Origin of the sequence: Streptomyces sp. ADMS (assembly GCF_033441795.1) — a bacterium.
GTDB lineage: Bacteria > Actinomycetota > Actinomycetes > Streptomycetales > Streptomycetaceae > Streptomyces.
This window is the reverse complement of record NZ_JAVFVX010000043.1, coordinates 1-16,268: the sequence shown is the minus strand read 5'-3', so window position 1 is coordinate 16,268 and position 16,268 is coordinate 1. Positions and strand designations below refer to the sequence as shown.

The 16,268-nt window shown below is 68.5% G+C and carries 10 protein-coding genes and 2 pseudogenes; 3 read left to right on the top strand and 9 right to left on the bottom strand.

All coding sequences use genetic code 11. The annotated features are described in order from the left end of the window. Positions 1-20 precede the first annotated feature (20 nt). From RB628_RS19940 to RB628_RS19920, 5 genes are all read right to left on the bottom strand, one after another. Entirely contained in the window at positions 21-6,194 is a 6,174-nt protein-coding gene (locus tag RB628_RS19940) for a DNRLRE domain-containing protein (protein ID WP_318321839.1), read from the bottom strand. A gap of 977 nt (positions 6,195-7,171) precedes the next feature. Beyond that, a complete protein-coding gene (locus RB628_RS19935; protein ID WP_318321838.1) occupies positions 7,172-7,525 on the bottom strand; it encodes an ASCH domain-containing protein in 354 nt (117 codons plus the stop codon). Further along, complete coding sequence (locus RB628_RS19930) at positions 7,522-8,637, bottom strand: hypothetical protein (protein WP_318321837.1); 1,116 nt, start codon at positions 8,635-8,637, stop codon at positions 7,522-7,524. Before RB628_RS19930 ends, RB628_RS19935 begins: the two co-directional genes overlap by 4 nt. 28 nt (positions 8,638-8,665) lie before the next feature. Further along, the gene (locus RB628_RS19925; RefSeq protein ID WP_318321836.1) at positions 8,666-9,142 is read right to left on the bottom strand and encodes a hypothetical protein; all 477 of its coding nucleotides are present in this window, start codon (positions 9,140-9,142) and stop codon (positions 8,666-8,668) included. Next, positions 9,136-9,597, bottom strand: coding sequence for an ATP-binding protein (locus RB628_RS19920; RefSeq protein WP_318321835.1), 462 nt, complete (start codon positions 9,595-9,597; stop codon positions 9,136-9,138). The genes RB628_RS19925 and RB628_RS19920 overlap by 7 nt, the downstream gene beginning before the upstream one ends. 104 nt (positions 9,598-9,701) lie before the next feature. Here RB628_RS19920 and RB628_RS19915 point away from each other — a divergent pair, with 104 nt between their 5' ends. Beyond that, positions 9,702-11,039 (top strand): XRE family transcriptional regulator, encoded by a 1,338-nt coding sequence (locus RB628_RS19915; RefSeq protein ID WP_318321834.1) that lies wholly within the window; start codon positions 9,702-9,704, stop codon positions 11,037-11,039. Then, on the top strand, positions 11,036-11,860 hold the full coding sequence (locus RB628_RS19910; RefSeq protein WP_318321833.1) for a class I SAM-dependent methyltransferase: 825 nt from the start codon (positions 11,036-11,038) through the stop codon (positions 11,858-11,860). Before RB628_RS19915 ends, RB628_RS19910 begins: the two co-directional genes overlap by 4 nt. 12 nt (positions 11,861-11,872) lie before the next feature. Here the strand turns inward: RB628_RS19910 and RB628_RS19905 are convergent, their stop codons facing one another. From RB628_RS19905 to sodN, 4 genes and pseudogenes are all read right to left on the bottom strand, one after another. Continuing rightward, entirely contained in the window at positions 11,873-13,564 is a 1,692-nt protein-coding gene (locus tag RB628_RS19905) for a relaxase/mobilization nuclease domain-containing protein (protein ID WP_318321832.1), read from the bottom strand. Next, the gene (locus RB628_RS19900; protein ID WP_412180689.1) at positions 13,554-14,255 is read right to left on the bottom strand and encodes a hypothetical protein; all 702 of its coding nucleotides are present in this window, start codon (positions 14,253-14,255) and stop codon (positions 13,554-13,556) included. Before RB628_RS19900 ends, RB628_RS19905 begins: the two co-directional genes overlap by 11 nt. A gap of 184 nt (positions 14,256-14,439) precedes the next feature. Continuing rightward, positions 14,440-15,114, bottom strand: a pseudogene (locus RB628_RS19895) (DUF3631 domain-containing protein); the annotation flags it as partial. A 122-nt stretch (positions 15,115-15,236) separates the two neighbouring features. After that, the gene (sodN, locus tag RB628_RS19890) at positions 15,237-15,632 is read right to left on the bottom strand and encodes a superoxide dismutase, Ni (protein ID WP_005480378.1); all 396 of its coding nucleotides are present in this window, start codon (positions 15,630-15,632) and stop codon (positions 15,237-15,239) included. 205 nt (positions 15,633-15,837) lie between these two features. On the opposite strand from sodN, the pseudogene RB628_RS19885 reads away from it, so the two are divergent. Next, positions 15,838-16,268, top strand: a pseudogene (locus tag RB628_RS19885) (IS200/IS605 family accessory protein TnpB-related protein); the annotation flags it as partial.

Genomic DNA, 16,268 nt, shown 5'->3' with positions numbered 1-16,268 from the left:
CCGGCTACGGTTGTGACCGGTTACTTCGCCTTGCAGTGCTTGTTCGACTTTTTCACGTTGCCTGGTGCGGCCCATCCCCAGACGCCGATGTTGACGGTGGCTCCGATGGTGAAGGTGAAGCAACCGCCGCGTTCCACTGCGCTGTTGACGTGGTGGACGGACCACCATGTGTAGGCCCAGGCGAGGGCGGTGCAAACGGGGATCGCGACAGGATACGGGATCTTCGAGCACGCGTACGCTTCGGCGATCGCGACGCCCGCGCCGCCCATGACGCTGATGTCCTGCTGGATGATCTTCGTTTTCTGTCGCGTGAAGTAGAACTTGCACTTGAAGGTGTAGCCGGTCCAGCCCCAGTTGGTGCTGCACTTGCGGACCCACGATGCCTGACCGGACAGGTCGAACTGGTTCGCCGGGTCCTGGTTGGCGTAGTCGTACGCGGTGGCCGAGCCTCCGTACACCGGGTCCGTCTGGAGGAACCGGCCGGTTGACGGGGTGTACATCCGCACGCCCATGAGGACGGCGTCTCCGGCCGCGGTCTCGGCGGAGCGCTGTTTGGCGCCGAGCCACCCGTAGCGCTCGGCCTGCTGGCCGGTGCGGGGGTTGCCGTACTCATCGGTGTCCAGGGCGGTCGGTGCCACCGAGGTGTCCAGCGGCAGCAGCAGCGCCACGTCACCATGGATGGTGGTGAACTGGAGCGTCACGTTGCCGGTCGCGCTGGTGGTGGCCGCGAGGTCGCCCGTGAGCGAGGAGACGTTGCGGGACAGCGCCCCGGTGGTGGTGTCCTCGACGATCCAGCGGGGGTTGTCCCCGTCCCCGCCGTAGTGGTTGACCTTGGACGCGGTCTGTGTCCAGGTGCTGCCGCCGCCGGTCTCGACCGTCCAGGAGCTGAACCGCTGGGCGGGGTCGGTCAGCCAGGTCTGGCGTGTGCTCGCGGTGGTCTGACGGTGGACGAGATCGTTGGTGTAGTAGCCGATCGTGCTGCCCGGCTCGGTGGTGGTGCGGCCGAACTCGTCGTAGGCGTACCCGGAGTCGACGAGGCGGTCGGCGCTGTCGTAGGAGTGGTTGGCGGTGGTGGCTCCCGAGGTGGAGCAGGCGGCGCCGGGCGTGCCGATGGCCGTGCTGAGGGAGGTGCGGTTGCTGCGCTGGTCGAAGGAGTAGTCGCGACGGGTGCAGACCGTGCCGACGGTGTCCGCGACGCTGGTCAGCCGGCCGGCGTTGTCGTAGGTGTAGCTCTGCTCGGACCAGCCCGCGTGGGCGACGACTTGGCCGTGCACGGACTCGCTCGCGGTGTCGCTGTAGACGAGCGTGCCGTCGCTGTCGCGGGTGTACGTGCGGTTGGTGACGGCACCGTCCGGGTTCTCGGACTGGGTGAGGGTGTAGCCGCCGGGCAGTTTCTGGGTGCTCAGCGAGCCGTTGGCGTCATAGGTGGCGGAGAGGGTGCCTGCCACCGAGTCGGTGACCGCTACCGCCAGGCCACGGGGCTCGGCGGAGTGGTTGTAGGTGTAGGTGGTGGTGGAGGGCACGTTGTCGACGACCTTCGCGGGCCGGTCGAGCAGGTCGTACTCGTAGGTGGTGGTGCCGCCTTCGGCGTCGGTGTAGGAGGTCAGGCGGCCGAGCTTGTCGTACGCCTTGGTGATCTCACCCGAGGTGGAGTTGGTCCTCGTGACCTGTCCGGTCGCCGGGTCGTACTCGGTGGTGGTCGCGGGGACCGCCTCGCCGATGCCACCCGTCGTCGTGACGGTCTGGGGCCGCCCGGCCTCGTCGTACGACGAGGTGGTGGTGCGGGACGCGCCGTTGGCGGTATCGGTGGTCTTTGTGACCTGGCCGTAGTAGCCGTACTCGGTGGTGGTGTCCCGCAGTTCGGACGGGTTGGAGCCGCCTCCGGTGATGGCGCCGGCTGGCCCGGTCCAACATGCCATCCCGGCCCACTCGGGCCTGCCCTCGCACCAGCCGGTTCCGTCGGCCTTCCAGTACTCGGTGATCCGGGTGGCGGCGTCGTCTCCGGTGCCGCCGGGCAGCGACTGGGAGACCACTCGGCCCTGGGCGTCGTAGTCGGTGGAGGTGATCAGGTCCAGGCCGCCGGCGTCCTGGATGCTGAGGGTCGGCAGGCCCTTGGCCCAGTCGTACTGGGTCTCGTTGACGCGCTTCTCCGTCATGATCGAGTAGTAGTCGCGGACCCGAGCGCCGGTGACCTCCAGGGTCACCTGGTCCTTGACGCTCGCGCTGCCGTCGGTGGGCCGCCCTTCGTCGTACTCCTTGACGATCCACGACCGGGCCGGAACCGAGGTACCGGACTCGACCAGGACCGTGTCGCCGTCCTTGAGGTCCTTGGTGAGGGTTGCCCGGTGGGTGGGGCCGAACTCCTCCAGTTCGCGGGTGCCCGATGCGTCGAACAGCCAGCGGGTGGAGAGCAGTTCGGCGCGCTCGGCGCTGTCGAGGTGGGAGATGCCCAGCTCTGCCAGCTCGCTCCTGTCCTCGGCTGTGAGGCCGAGGGCGAGGACACGGTTCGCCGCGGTCAGCTCCCGTACGGTGTTGCCGAACCGGTCGCTCTCCGTGGCGGTGATGTGCCCGCCCGGGGCGGCGGAGTTGGTCCGTTCCCCCGACACACCGAGGTAGTGCACGCCGGCCCGACGGTAGTCGGTGGCGGCGAGGCTGTTCCCGGAGTGCGACGACGGGGCGCTGTCGGTCGGGAAGAGGGCGGTCGCGTCTGTGGGCGCGTCCGTCTGGCCCCAGACAGCGACAGCGCTGTTACCCATGGGGTAAGGGGCCCGGTCACCGGTCAGGGGCACGTCGTAGACCACGGACGTGGTCGCGGTGCCCTGCTCGATGGCCGCGGTGCCCTGTGCCAGGCCGCTGCGGGCCATCGTCAGCAGCATGCCCTCGCCTGCTGCGGCCGAGTCGCCGGCCGAACCGTAGGTGAGGGTGTACGGGAGCTGGCCCGACGGCTGCAGCCAGGTGACGCGGCCCTCGTAGTAGGCGTACTGGATCTCCGCCTGCTGGCCGATCCGCGGGTCCCAGGTCTGGCGCAGCCGTCCCTCGGAGTCGTAGCGGTAGGTGGCGACGGTGGTCGGGGTCGCGACGGACGCGCCGGGTTCGGTGGCCCATACCCGGATCTCCTTCACCTGGCGGGTGAAGTCGCCGAAGTCGCTGTCGGACGCGGTGCCGGTGGCCGTGGTGGCCGTGGCGTAGACGTACTGCAGCACACGGCAGCCCTTGGTGGCCGGGGTGGCGCCGCAGGTGGACGCGGACGCCGCCGACGTGGGGGCGATGACCAGGCTCGGACGGGCGAGCTGCTTGCCGTCCACGGTGACGGTCTCGGAGACGACCGTGTTCGTGGACTCCGAGACGCCGTCCAGCTTGGTCGTGGAGACCTGCCAGGTGGTGGCCTGGGCGTCGGCCTTGACGAACTTCGTGCTGGTGCCCTCGGTGTCCGTCAGGGTGAAGGTGCCGCTGGTGGTGCCGGTCAGGGTCAGGCTCTCCGAGCCGGGCTCGGGAAGCCAGCCGGTGCTGTCCGCGTTGGCGGTGAAGTGGATTGCGTCGCCCTGAACCGTCACCACGTCGACGGCTGTGTCGGTGACCGCGCGGATGTGGTTGTAGCCGGTGGCGGTCGCTTCGGCGACGGTGCCGGAGGCCCACTCCTTGCCGAAAATGGGCGCCTGGCCCTCCTGCTGGGCGGCCTGGTCGGGAACCCGTGACGAGGCACTGCGTGTGACCGAGAGGCCGAAGGCCGAGGCGTCGGTGGCGGAGAGCGTGTAGTCGCCGGTCAGCAGGTTGAGTTCACCAGGGCCGACCTGCTCGGTGGAGGCTCCCTCCGCGTTCCGGTCGACGACGACGGTCAGCGGCTCGGTGCTGCCGGTGGCGGAGCTCGGGCCGGTGTAGTCGGCCTTGATCTGGACCGTGCCGTCGGGGTCCACGGTGTCGGTGGCGTTCCACACCAACGCGGAGTTCTTGCCGTTGGTCAGCGGCACCGGCCACGCGGTGAGCGGGGCGCCGCCGGAGGTGACGGAACCTGCGGGGATCGCCGTCCAGTCGTCGGCTGCGGAGCGGCGCCAGGAGAAGGAAACGCTGTCGTACTTCTGGCCATCGGTCTCGACGGACAGCCCCAGCCGGCGCGCGGTGTACTCGCCCTCGGCAGGGGTGAGGAACCCGCCGGAACCGGCGTGGAAGGTGTACTCAAGAGGCTCGGACTTGTTGTCCGCTTTGTCCACGGACCGCACCTGGAGGGTGAGGGTGCCGTTCTTCGGCGGGGTCACGCTGATGTCCTTGGCCGCTGCGGCGCCGTCGGTGGTGACCTTGTTCCAGGTGGCCCCGTCGTCCAGCGACCACTCCAGCCACTGATGGTCCGAGCCGGAGGGCGGTGTGACCGTGAACGTGCCGGCCTGGCCCTCACCCTTGACCCACTGCCCGCTCGGGTAGTCCGTCGAGGTGATGGACGCCGGGGCCGAGGGAGCGCTGGTGTCGATGGTGAACGTCTTCCACGCCGACCATGCGAGGTTGTAGTGCGTCCCGTCGTAGGGCGAGGTGCGGAACTTGTACGTCGTGCCGTTGGTCAACAGACCCGACGGCACCTGTACCGACGCCGGTGAACCGGAGGCCGTGAACTCGGAGGTGAGGATGTCACCGACCTGCGCGGTGGTCTCGGAGTCGGCGATCTGGAAGGTGCCGATGACCCTGTCACCGTTGACGTCGACGAAGCTGTCCCGCAGCGTCGGCGTCGTGGTGTTAACCGTGTAGTCGCCGCCGTAGGAGAAGAACGGCGGACCGGCTTCCCGGTTGGTGCCCGTCTTCGGCCGGAAGTTGTACGTGACGCTGAGCTTCGGCGGATTCGACGCCGCGTTCGCGGAGTTGACCCGCTTCCACTGCGCCACCACCGACTCACTCGTCGCCCGCAGCCCAAGATGCCCGCGGGTCGCCTTCGCCGACGCCCACTCCTGCGCCAACGATGTCACGTCGGCGTTGATCCAGCCGTCCGGAGCCGAGGTACACGCGGAATTGCCCCGCGTCTCGGTCGACGTCGCTTTCTTCGCCGTCATGCTGGGACGGTTCGTCCACCGGCTCGACGTGGAGGCCGCTCCCGAGGACCACACCTCCCACGACTGGGCCGTGCAGTCGGTGTTGGCCGAGTGAAAGTTCCACAGGCTCAGCTTCGCGCTGGACACCAGAGAATCCGCGATGGGTGAGCTGTTCCACGTGACGAACGACTGTGCCGTGCGCGGTGTCCCGTCGGAGTTCGTGGTCCCCGGATTGCCGAAGTCCAGCTCGGTGTCGGACGACCAGTCGACCGTCTCGCCCTGCTGCACATACGTGTCGAACACGTTCGACAGCGACGACGTCGACGGGTCCACTGTCACCGGATACTGCGTGTCCGGGTCCGCGAGGAACTCCGGGTCCGGGGTGACAACCAGGTCGACGCCGCCCTTTGACTTGACGACCTTCATCTCCACCGGCACACGGCGGGTGTGCTCACCGGAGACCTTGTCGACCGTGGAATCCCACATGATTGGCGCGGGCATGGTAGCCCGTTTCTTGTTCTTGCGGTCGGTGAACAGCACACTGCCGTCCGCCAGTTGCTTGGCCTTCAACCCCTCGGCCTTCAGCGGCAGCGTGTACGAGTAGCCCCCGACGGCCGGCCTCTGCTTGATCTCCACGTACTGCTCGAAACCGGTACGGGTCGCCTCGACGACCACATCGGCGCCGGGGACTGCATTGACATACTCGGCGCGAGTGCCATCCAGCTTTGGCTGCGGCAGACCGCCCTTCCACTGCAAGGTGATCTGCTCACCATCTTCGCCCAGCGTCACCAGGTCAACGGCCGCAGCCTGCTGTGCTGCCTTCAGTGACTTCGCCGGCGTACCGCTCTTGCCCGCCAGCCGCAGCCCGTTGGGATGCGCGACCGGCGCCACCCCGTCACCTGACTCGACCAGGTCCACATCCACATCGACCCACTGGCCGTCCCGCTCGAACCGCACCGGCCCTGCGGACAGCTCCGTCGTCAGACTGCCGTCCTTGTTCACCCACGTCGTCGATGTCTCGCTGCGCTCCGACAGCGCCTCCACCCGCCCGCCGGACAACCGGGCCGCGACCTTCGCCGAGGCGATGTCCGCAGCAGCAGTCACCGCTTTCGGCTTCACGGTCCCCGCTGGCCCGGCAGGCGGAGCAGCCGCAGCCACCCCCTCCAACAGCGTCGCGGACATGAGAACCGCAAGCCCGCCCGATATCCAGCGCAGACTCCGGATCTGCTCATGCCGCAGCCGTCCTCTCTTCTCTAGAGGAGGCAGTTTTTCCTTAGGTCTCACGAATCTACCCCTGTCTGCTGTCAGTAAAGAAACAGTGATCGATTCGCAAAGTAGCCCGGGACACAAGACCGCGAAAGATACTTAACGGTCACTGTGGGGCAGGCTGAGCGTCACGCCGGGAATGATCTTGATCACATAACGTAGCGTGATGAATGCGGAGAAGTCTCCTCCGTTCGACGCATGCTGCGCTTAACGCATTCATTGCGACACGTGAAGTGATGAAGATCACCGACGATATGGCAAGAATGATGAAGATCACCGACGATATGGCAAGAAAATTACCCCGAAATGCCTGTCAAGTACCCTTTATTCCGTTGCGGTTCGGGTTACTTTGCAAAATAATCACCAAATCTTTGCGGGCGACAGGTGGAGGTGGAGTGCGAGGCGGATGACCCCAAGGCGCGTGGAGGCGCAATGGTGGGTGCCGCTGTAGCGGGGAATCTCAACAGCTCTTATGGCTCCCGTGGAGGCCCTGTGGTGCGTCGATCGATGGCGCCCCCTCATGAGTTAATTGCCGACCTCAGATCTGGGATACCCCGTAGCGAAATTCCCGGAAGGGGGAGACGGGTGGCGCTGCGAGTCATGCGAATACGCGAAAAATCGAGAGGTGAATTCCCGTGTCCCCCAAGGGGCAACTAATTTTCATTTGCATCTTGGCGGGAGCTGTTAATGTGATGGCCTCGATAGGGGGGCTAATTTGGGGTGTCACTTTCTTTCTTAATTTACTAATTCCGGCCCTAGGGTCACTCGTGGCAGTTTGGCTGGTATATAAAGGAAATGCGACCCGCCGGTAGTCAGTTGGCTGCGCGATCGCCTGAGGTGGCCAACCGGGTCGACCGTCGGAAGGCGTCAGATTGGCTTCCGGCCCAACGGGCTCACTGCCTTCGCTCAATCTCGATGGCGAGGGCGCCGAGAGCTTCCTTCTCGGGCGGGTAGATGGCGCGGATATTAGTGAGCTGCTGTTCGCGGGTTGCGGTCGGGTTGACGTTGGCCGGTCCTTCGCCATCGAGCAGGGCCTCAAAGTCGAGGTACTCACTGACTCGCTTCACCTGCACCTCGCACGTCTCGTCGGTGCCCTTGATCTGGAAGCGGATCACGTCGTCTGCGGCGAGGTCGGCGAGGTGCGGGTATTTCACCCGCACCTCGATGGTCTTGGTGCCCGCGGCGACGAGGTCGAAGTACTGGCGGTAGAGGTTGAGTTCGTGGACGCGGGCGGTGGTGTCGGTCATGGGGCGGGAACGCTCCTGAAGGCTGGTGCGGTCATCATGCGGCCGACCTCGGCTGCCGAGTACGAGCGGAAGAAGTGGCGGGGGTCGGACAGCAACGTATCGGTCATGCACAGCAGTTGCTCGGCGTACTCCGCGACGGTGCCGGGCCACCTTCGGGTGTCGAGCATCCAGTCGGTGGCGCCGGCGGGCAAGGGAACGCGGCCTTCGCGGATCAGCGACTTGGACAGCTTGGCGCCGGTGTCGGTGACGACCTGGGGGCAGAACAGGCGAGCCGGGAGCTGGGCGCGGGTGAGGCCGACGGCCTGGAGGGCCTCGTCGACCAGGTGGGAGCCGAAGACCCAGTCGCCGCCCTTGACCATGACGTGCAGGGTGCCGTGGGGGTTGGACAGAGCGAGTTCCTTGACCATGTTCCGGTACAGGGTGGCCAGGTCGAGGTAGGCGCCTCCGGCTGGGGTGACAGCGGCCCGATAGGGGCCGTGGTGCAGGCAGAGGGCCTCTACGTGCGCGGCTTCGCGGTCGATGAGTTGGACGCGGGTGCGTTCGGCGTGTTTCTCGGCCCAGCCGCAGCCGGGCTGCGGGCACGGGATACGCAGGTGCGGTGTGCCGGTGGAGGGAGCGAGCCACCAGCGGGCGGCGTCGAGGCGGGGCAGGAGCCGGAGCCAGGTGCGGCGGAAGTGGGCGCTGGCCTGTTGCTGGCTGTAGGTCTCGACCCGGTGCGGGATGCCCAGGCGCCGGGATAGCACCGTGAACAGGGGCTGGTACAGGACGGCGACGAGGTCAGTCAGGGACTGGTCGCCGAGAGCCTGGGCGTATGCGCGCTGGTAGCGGTGACCGGTCGCGGGGTCGGTGGCCAGCTCGTACGGGGCGTTGTCGAGGGCGCTGAAGAGAACCTCGGTGGGGATGCTGAAGCGGTCGCGCAGGCGGGCGGCCATGGCAAAGGCCAGGGACTGCACGAGCGAGGTGCCGATGTGTGGGGCGCCGTTGATCTGGGTGCCGACGACCAGCATGATCCGCTCGGGTGGGGTTGCCAGGATGCGTGGGGTCAGGACGTCCTCGGCGTGGAGAAGAGCGTTGGCCAGGACGGTGTTCGGTGAGACGGGGTGGGTCGTCACGGGGGGTCCCCCTGGTTTGGGCTCGGGCTCATTCGGCTCGGGTGTGGCCGAAGAGGAGGCGCTGGTGGAGCGTGGCGCGGTCCAGGTAGCTGTCGATCTCGGCTGGGGTGGCACTGCAGGAGATCGGGTCGAGGCCCAGGACGAGAGCCACCGGAGTCCGCCGGCCGAGCAGCAGAGTCCATGGGCGGCCTGCGGGGATGCGTTTGCGATAGGGGGTCCCGTCGAAGCGCAGGGCCACCTCTGCCGGAGTGACCAGACGCAGGCGCGGCCCGATGTCCGGCGGGGGAGCGGTGGCGGGACCGAGGTGCAGAGCTTCGGCGACTGCACGCATGCGTTGCTCGATGACGGCCCACGTCTCGTAGAGGCTGCGGGGCGGTTGGGGCACCAGTAGGAGGCAGCACAGAGCGGCGCCGGTTGGGATGGTGTCCAGCCAGGTGGTGGTGGCCATGGAGGCGATCAGTCCAGCGGACGGTGTGAAGGAATCGGTGTTGGCACGCGTCAGCATGTGGGCACCACGCTGTGGTGGAAGGCGGCCCAGACGCACTTGCCAGGGCCCTGGCGTTCCGACACGCCCCAGTGGTCGGCGACAGCGGATACGAGCAGAAGGCCACGGCCATCGTCGGCGGTGGTCGGTTGCTCCCGCTTGGTGGGTGTGCCGTTGTCGCTGTCGTGTACCTCGATGCGCAGCAGGGCGGCGTGCAGTTCGACGCGTACGAGGACCTGTCCGTCCGCAGGAGCACCGTGCAGGAGGGCGTTGGTGGCCAGTTCGGAGGCGCACAGCCGGATGTCGTCGAGGCGTTCGGTCTGTCCCCACTGGGTAAGGGCCTCGGTGACGAAGGTGCGGACGGCGCTTGGGGTGGTCCGCCGTCGGTCGAAGAGCCTCAATTTGTGCTCGACGGCGCTGTCGAGGGTTTGATCCGGCGTGAGCGTGTCCGGCTCGGCGGGCAGGTTGCTGGGCATGGTCAACAGCCAACCTCTGTCGCTCGTTTGGGTCGGGAGCCAGCGTCGGGGCCAACCCGGGGGCCACTATGGGGGCCAGAATTGGTGTGCTCCGGGGAGAGACGATGGGCGACACGGGGATCGGCGCGCTGCTCGTCCGGCTGCGCACTGCACGTGGCTGGACTCAGCAGCGGGTCGCCGACGAGTACAACTCCCTGGAAGGGCGCGCTGCCAAGACCGGCAAGGAGATCGGGCGTTACGAGCGCGAGGCGCGTGTACCGGTCCCGTACACCCGGAAGTACCTGGCGCAGGTGTTCGGCGTCGACGCTGCGGTGCTCGACCAGGCCGTCGCATTCAGCAGGAGCCGACGGGGTGATGGCGGCACGACAGAGGACGCGCTGGAGCTGTCAGCGCGCCCTTCGGCGCGTCCGAACTCTGCGGCGGTTGCCGTGTCGGCGGACGCGGTGGCGTCGGCCGACTTCGCCCGGTTCCTCGCGCAGCGCAATGCGGACGAGTTCGTCGTCGAGCAGTTGGAGGCTGATGTCGCCCGGCTCGCCCGCGTGTATGTCAGCCATCCGCTGCTGGAGCTGTATATCGAGATCAAGCGGCTGCGGGACGGGGTGTTCGAGCTGCTGCGTGGGCGTCAGCATCCCCGGCAGACCACCGATCTGTATGTCGAGGCGTCACGGTTGTGCGGGCTGTCCGCGCACGTCTGCCTGGACCTCGGTGACTACGACTCCGCTGCCACCCACGCCCGTACCGCCCGGGCATGCGCCGAGGCGGCCGGGCACGAAGGGATGCTGGCCTGGGTACGGGCTGTGGAGTCCCTGATCGCCTACTGGACCGGGCGGTACGAGCAGGCGGCGCGGCTGGCGCAGGCCGGCCGCCACCACCGGGCTCGCGGCAGCATCGGAGCACGGCTGGCGAGCCTGGAGGCGCGGGCCCTGGCCATAGCCGGAGACCGGGTGGGCGCAGTGGCAGCCTTGGCGGATGCCGAGCGCACCCGCGAGGCGATGCCCGGCCACGACGAGGTGCCGGGCATGTTCGCCTTCCCGGCAGCCAAGCAGTTCGCGTACGCCGGGACGACCCGACTGGCCGTAGGCGGGCGAGAGCACGTCCAGCAGGCCATCGTCAGCGCGAACACCGCGATCCGGCTCTACCGCAGCGCCGAGGACGACGACCAGTCGGTCGGCGACCTGTTCGCCGCCCATGTCGACCTCGCCCGCGGCCACCTACTCCTGGGCGACCTGGACGGCACCGAGGCGATGCTCGCTTTCGTCCTCGACTCCCCACCGGAGCGCATGTCGGCCAGCATCGTGCGCCGGCTCACCGCTCTCGGCCAGGAGCTGAACGGGCCGCAGTACGGTGGAGCCGCTCAAGCCGCACACCTGCGCGCCCGACTTCAGCACACGGCCGTCCGCGCAGCCTCACCCGCTGCCCATCCTCGGGAGCTGCCGACGTGACCGAACAGTCCGCCGCACACGACGCCGCTGTCACCGACCGAGGCCGCCTTGCTGGAAGCGCTTACAACAGTGACCGGGATCTGGCCGCCCGGCAGTCTCTCTACCGGTGGCAGACGCCCCGTTACGACCTGCCCGGTATCGTCGCCGAGCAGCTGAGCGGCGTACGCATGCGCGGGCGCGTGGTCGATATCGGCTGCGGCAATGGCAAGTTCATCCAGCGGCTCCGCGAGGACCGGCCCGATCTGACTCTGCTGGGCCTGGACATCGCCCCTGGCATCCTCGCCGGTGTCCCCGGCCCGGTCGCCGTGGCTGACGCCCCTCGCCTGCCGCTGGCCGCGCAGAGCGTCGACGCCGCCTTGGCGCTGCACATGCTTTACCACGTGCCCGACATCGCCCAGGCGGTCCGGGAACTGTCCCGGGTCGTTGCCCGTGACGGGATGGTGATCGTCTCCACCAATAGTGACCGAGACAAGGCCGAACTCGACGACCTGTGGCAGCGCGCTGCGGGCGACGTTCTCGGCACCGCACGCGGCCCGGCGCGCATTTCGCTCAGCGCCCGCTTCTCCCTGGAGAAGGCCCCGGCCTTCCTGAGGGAGGAGTTCGGCCGGGTGGAGACGGTCGAACTGCCCGGCATCATCGCGGTCCACGATCCCGAGCCGGTCATCGCGCACATGGCTTCCTACCGGGCGTGGGCGGACCAGCACGACGTGCCGTTCGAGGCCACGGTCGAGCGGGCCCGCGTGATCCTTGTCGATCACATCGCCCAGCACGGGACCTTCGAGGTCACGTGCCTGGGCGGCATCCTTGTCTGCCACCGCTGAGAGCCGATTCCGCTATCGGTGACGGCTGCGCTCCGAAGGTCGATCGCTCACCGTCGTGGGCGTGGGTTGTAGTGCGGGCGTAACGGGCGTGCCCGTGCGGGTGCTATGCCTGCGGGCCGCCTGTGTTCGCCTGTTCGGTTGGGCGGTGATGCGCCAGTTGAGGACCTCGGCGGGGTTCTCGGCAGTGTCGAGTTCTCGCTGGGCGGCGACTTCGGTCAAGAGGCGTCGGGGGTTGTGGCCGGCGGTCTCGGCGCGAGCGAGGGTCGTGGTGAGGGCCGGCCAGGTGGGATCGGCGAGGACGCGGGCGGCGTGGTCGGGGAGGGCTGCGCGTAGGTCTTGCTCGAAGCGGTTGATGGTGGTGGCGCGTGGGGCGCGTCGGGTGAGATCCGCCAGGACTGGCTGGGCGGCCTGCTGGTAACCGGCCTGTAGGTGGCGGAAGGCTTCTTCGGCTGCTACGGCCTGCTGCTCGTGGCCGCGTTGCTCGTGCCACTTGGCGGCTGCGCGCGCCAGGTGGAGGGCGGCGAAGATCAGGGCGATGGCGAGTCCACCCGGATCGTGTGTGGCGTAGGCGAGTTCCTTGGCGGCTTCCCGGAGGTAGGTGGCGGCCCGATGGTCGGCTCGGATCGCCGAGCGGCGGGCTCGGTTGAACGCCCTTGCCGCTGCGTGCAGTTCGGCCCGGTGCGCGCCATGGGTGGCGAGGGCCAGGTTGTGGAGGGTGTCGCCGAAGGCATCCAGGTGTCCCTGAGCCGCGGCGTCGTCGTCCGAGTCGAGAAAGGCGTGGGCTTGGCGGATGGCGGTTTCGGCGCGGTGCCACGTTTCGGTCGGGTCCGCCACCTGCTGGGGGCGGTCGGCCACGTCCTGGGCGGGGAGGCGTTCGCACAGGCGGTCGTAGGACAGGTCGGGGGCGAGCTTCGAGCCGCCGTACCAGACCGGCTTGCCGCTGGTGGTGTCTCCGGGTGCGGCCAGGCTGTATCCGGTCACCACGCCGGTCTCGGGGCCGATGCGTGGCCTGACCTGGATGCCGAGGGACTGCAGCACGGTGAAGTACTCGTCGATGCTGCGTACGGCGGCGGCGACCGCGTATGCCTGCTCGCGCAGCCACTCCCGCGGGGGCTCTTCCAGTCCCTGGTGCTCGGCCTTGGCCCGCTCGGCGCCGGTGGGGGTGCGCGGGGCGGTGAGGTCGCCGGATTTCAGGCGGCGCAGCCCGAACTCGGCCTCGATCTTGCGGCATTCCCGTTGTGCCCGCCAGCCGTCTCGGTTCGTACGGGGGCGGCGGCCGTCGGCGCGGACGGTGGTGGCCATGATGTGGATGTGGTCGTCGGCGTGCCGGACCGCGATCCATCGGCACGCCCGTTCGTCGCCCTCGGGGGCGATGCCCGTTGCGGCCACGACGCGGCGGGCGACCTCGGCCCACTCGGCGTCGGTGAGGTAGCGGTCGCCGGGCGCGGTGCGTACTGGGCAGTGCCACACGTGTTGTGGCGGCTTCTTGCCGCCCAGTTCGCGGGTGCGCAGGTCGACGTGGTGGTCCAGGCGCCTGGCGAGCTGGGTGTAGGTGGCTTCGGGATCCCGGCCGGGGTCGGGGGCGCCGGTCATGTCCCAGGCAGCGACGATGTGCGGGTCGGTGTGTTCGTCGCGCCGCCCTTTGCCGAAGAGGTAGTTGATCAGGCCCAGCGTGCTGGAACCGGTGGAGACGTCAGGCACCATGGCCGGCACCCTTCGCCAGGAGCTGGTCGATGAGCCGGTAGCTGGCCTCGGCCGCCTGCTCGACGTGGGTCAGCACCGCCTCGGCGTGGTCAGGAACAGTTCCTCGGTGGATGGCTCCGGTGATCTGGTTGAGGTTGTTGCCGACGCGGTTCAGCGCGACGGTGTGGGCCTCGATGGCCTCGATCAGCGGACGGGTGGGATCGTCCTCCGGGCTGCCGATCAGGCCGGCCTTGCCGAGGGCGACAGCGAGCGCGGCGTCGCCGACGAACCCGGCGAACTTCTGGCCACGCCGCTCGGCCTCCACGGCGATGACGCGGACTGCGGTCGGGGTGAAGCGGATCGTCTTCTCCTGGTCGCGCTTCTCGGTGGTGCGCTTGCGGTTCATGAGCGCAGGCAGCACCGGGGCGTCGGGCTCGCGCCAGGAGGGCTGCTCGACGGGTGAGCGGTCGTCGGCGGGCGGCTCGGCGCACGATGCAACGGAGTTGGCGGTGAGCACGGTACTGGGTTCAGCCATCTCCTCCTCCGGCTCGGGCGCCCGCTGGCGCCCGGCCTCCTCCTCCGCCACCCCTGGGGCGGGGGCAAGCGCGGACGAAGCCTCGTTAGAGGCTCGTTCGCTCCAGCTTGCTGCTGTTCGGCGGGCCAGGCCGAACAGTCCCCTGCGGCGGCGGTTGTCGGTGCTGGTGTCGTGCATGCTGGTGCTCCAGTGGCGTGTGGGGTGGGGCTCTGTCACGTCCGTCCCGTCCGTCGCAGGGCTGGTCAGGACAGGTACGGACATGACCGCAGGTACGGAGTGATCCGTCTTGGCAAGGAGATCCGTCCCCGCGCTGACCTGCGCGGGGACGGACGCGACGGACTGCTACGAACCCGGGGTGGGGTTAGCGGGCGCGCCTGGGGCCAGGGCTGCCGCCGGGCGGGCCGACGGGCAGCGAGCCCGCCGGGGCGGCGGGCGGCAGGGCCCGTCCCGGATGCGCGGGTGCCGACGCTGCCTCGGACGGATCGGGGCAGTAGCGGGCCCAGGCGTCGAGGAACCTGTTACGCATGTACGCCTTGGCCTGCCTGCCCTCTTCGAAGCGGTAGTTGGCGGGGCTGATGTCGAAGTCCCGCAGCAGGTTGGCCAGGTGGTAGGCGTTCAGTCCCTTGGTGCCGTATTCGGCCCACGGGGCCTCGGTGTCCTGGAGGAGGGCCGCCAGCAGGTCCTGAGTACGCAGGGCTTCCTTGTTGTGTTCCTGGTCGAAGACGCGGCGGATGTCGCGCAGCAGTCGCGTCTTCAGAGTCGTCTGCTCGTCCTGGGCGACCTCGTGCCGGGTCATCGCCAGGCAGGCCACGCGGGCCCGGGCGGGCCAGTGGCCGCCGGCCAGGTCGGCGACGATGACCAGCGGCTCCCAGGTGTCCGCGGCACGGTCCTCGACCGGCATCCTCGGCACCAGACGGGCAGCGGTGCCCCGGAGCGGAGTCAGCCAGGCGGTCAGCCGGTCGCGCAGCGCGTTGAGTTCGGGCACGGAGTACCGCGAGCGGAACGGGGTGATCCGCTCGCCGGGCTTGCGCTTCTGGCCGGGCGAAGAAGACCGCACCCGCTCCGTCATGGACGCCGTTCTCGGCGGTCTGCGGACCGGGTGCGGACAGGTAGGCGATGCGACCCGCGAAACCGCAGGTCAGGCTGCCTAGCCATAGATCAAGCCTTCTTCGTCTCCCAGAAGATCTTGTCGATCTGGGCGATGTAGTCCAGGGCCTTCTGCCCCGTCGCCGGGTCCGTGGACGCCTTGGCGGCCGAGAGGGCCTTCAGGGCGTCGTTGACCAGCTGGTGCAGCTCCGGGTACTTCTCGAAGTGCGGCGGCTTGAAGTAGTCGCTCCACAGGACCGACACGTGGTGCTTGGCGAGCTCTGCGCGCTGCTCCTTGATGACGGTGGCACGCGCCTGGAAGTGCGGGTCGTCGTTGGCTGCCATCTTGTCCTGCACGGCCTTCACCGACTCCGCCTCGATGCGGGCCTGGGCCGGGTCGTACACACCGCAGGGCAGGTCGCAGTGAGCGCTGACCTTGACCTTGGGGGCAAACAGGCGGGAAAGCATGGAGCGTTCCTTCCTCGTGATCGTCTTCTCAGGTTGGACATTACTCCCTGAGGGAGGGGTTTTCGCGAGTGCCCCCATTGGCTTAGGACAAAAGTAGGAGGTCTGGAGTTGTTGCCGCTGGAGTGGTCAAGAGCGTTCTGTGCACGTCGTGCGGGGCGGCAAGCAGCTGACCCGCGCCCGGCATCACCCGGAGGCGGCCCAGCTGCCACGCCGCTTCTCCTGCGACCTGACCGGCACCCGTGAGCACCGCGACGCCCAGGTCCGCCACGCCCTGACCCGCCTCCTGCACTGGGCCCGCAGCTGTGGTGTGAAGGCGATCGCCGTGGAGGACCTGGACTTCGCCGCGGAGAAGACCGGGAGAAACACGGCCGCGAAATGCGCTTCCGGCAGCTGATCTCCGGCATGCCCACCGGCAAGTTGCGCGCCCGGCTGACGTCGATGGCGGATCACACGGGTATCGCGGTCATCGCCGTCGATCCGGCCTACAACCAGCCGGTGGGGTGCCCAGCACTGGCAGAAGCCCCTCACCAGCACGACTCGTAAGACCGATCGCCACGAGGCTGCTGCCGTGGCGATCGGAGGGCGCGCCCAGGGACACCCGATCCGCCGACGGACAACACCGCCCCCTGCTCACCG

Coding starts and splice junctions, on each gene's coding strand:
- RB628_RS19940 (WP_318321839.1), bottom strand. CDS start 6,194: ATGTCCGCGACGCTGTTGGAGGGGGTGGCTGCGGCTGCTCCGCCTGCC.
- RB628_RS19935 (WP_318321838.1), bottom strand. CDS start 7,525: ATGACCGACACCACCGCCCGCGTCCACGAACTCAACCTCTACCGCCAG.
- RB628_RS19925 (WP_318321836.1), bottom strand. CDS start 9,142: ATGCTGACGCGTGCCAACACCGATTCCTTCACACCGTCCGCTGGACTG.
- RB628_RS19920 (WP_318321835.1), bottom strand. CDS start 9,597: ATGCCCAGCAACCTGCCCGCCGAGCCGGACACGCTCACGCCGGATCAA.
- RB628_RS19915 (WP_318321834.1), top strand. CDS start 9,702: ATGGGCGACACGGGGATCGGCGCGCTGCTCGTCCGGCTGCGCACTGCA.
- RB628_RS19905 (WP_318321832.1), bottom strand. CDS start 13,564: ATGGTGCCTGACGTCTCCACCGGTTCCAGCACGCTGGGCCTGATCAAC.
- RB628_RS19900 (WP_412180689.1), bottom strand. CDS start 14,255: ATGCACGACACCAGCACCGACAACCGCCGCCGCAGGGGACTGTTCGGC.
- sodN (WP_005480378.1), bottom strand. CDS start 15,632: ATGCTTTCCCGCCTGTTTGCCCCCAAGGTCAAGGTCAGCGCTCACTGC.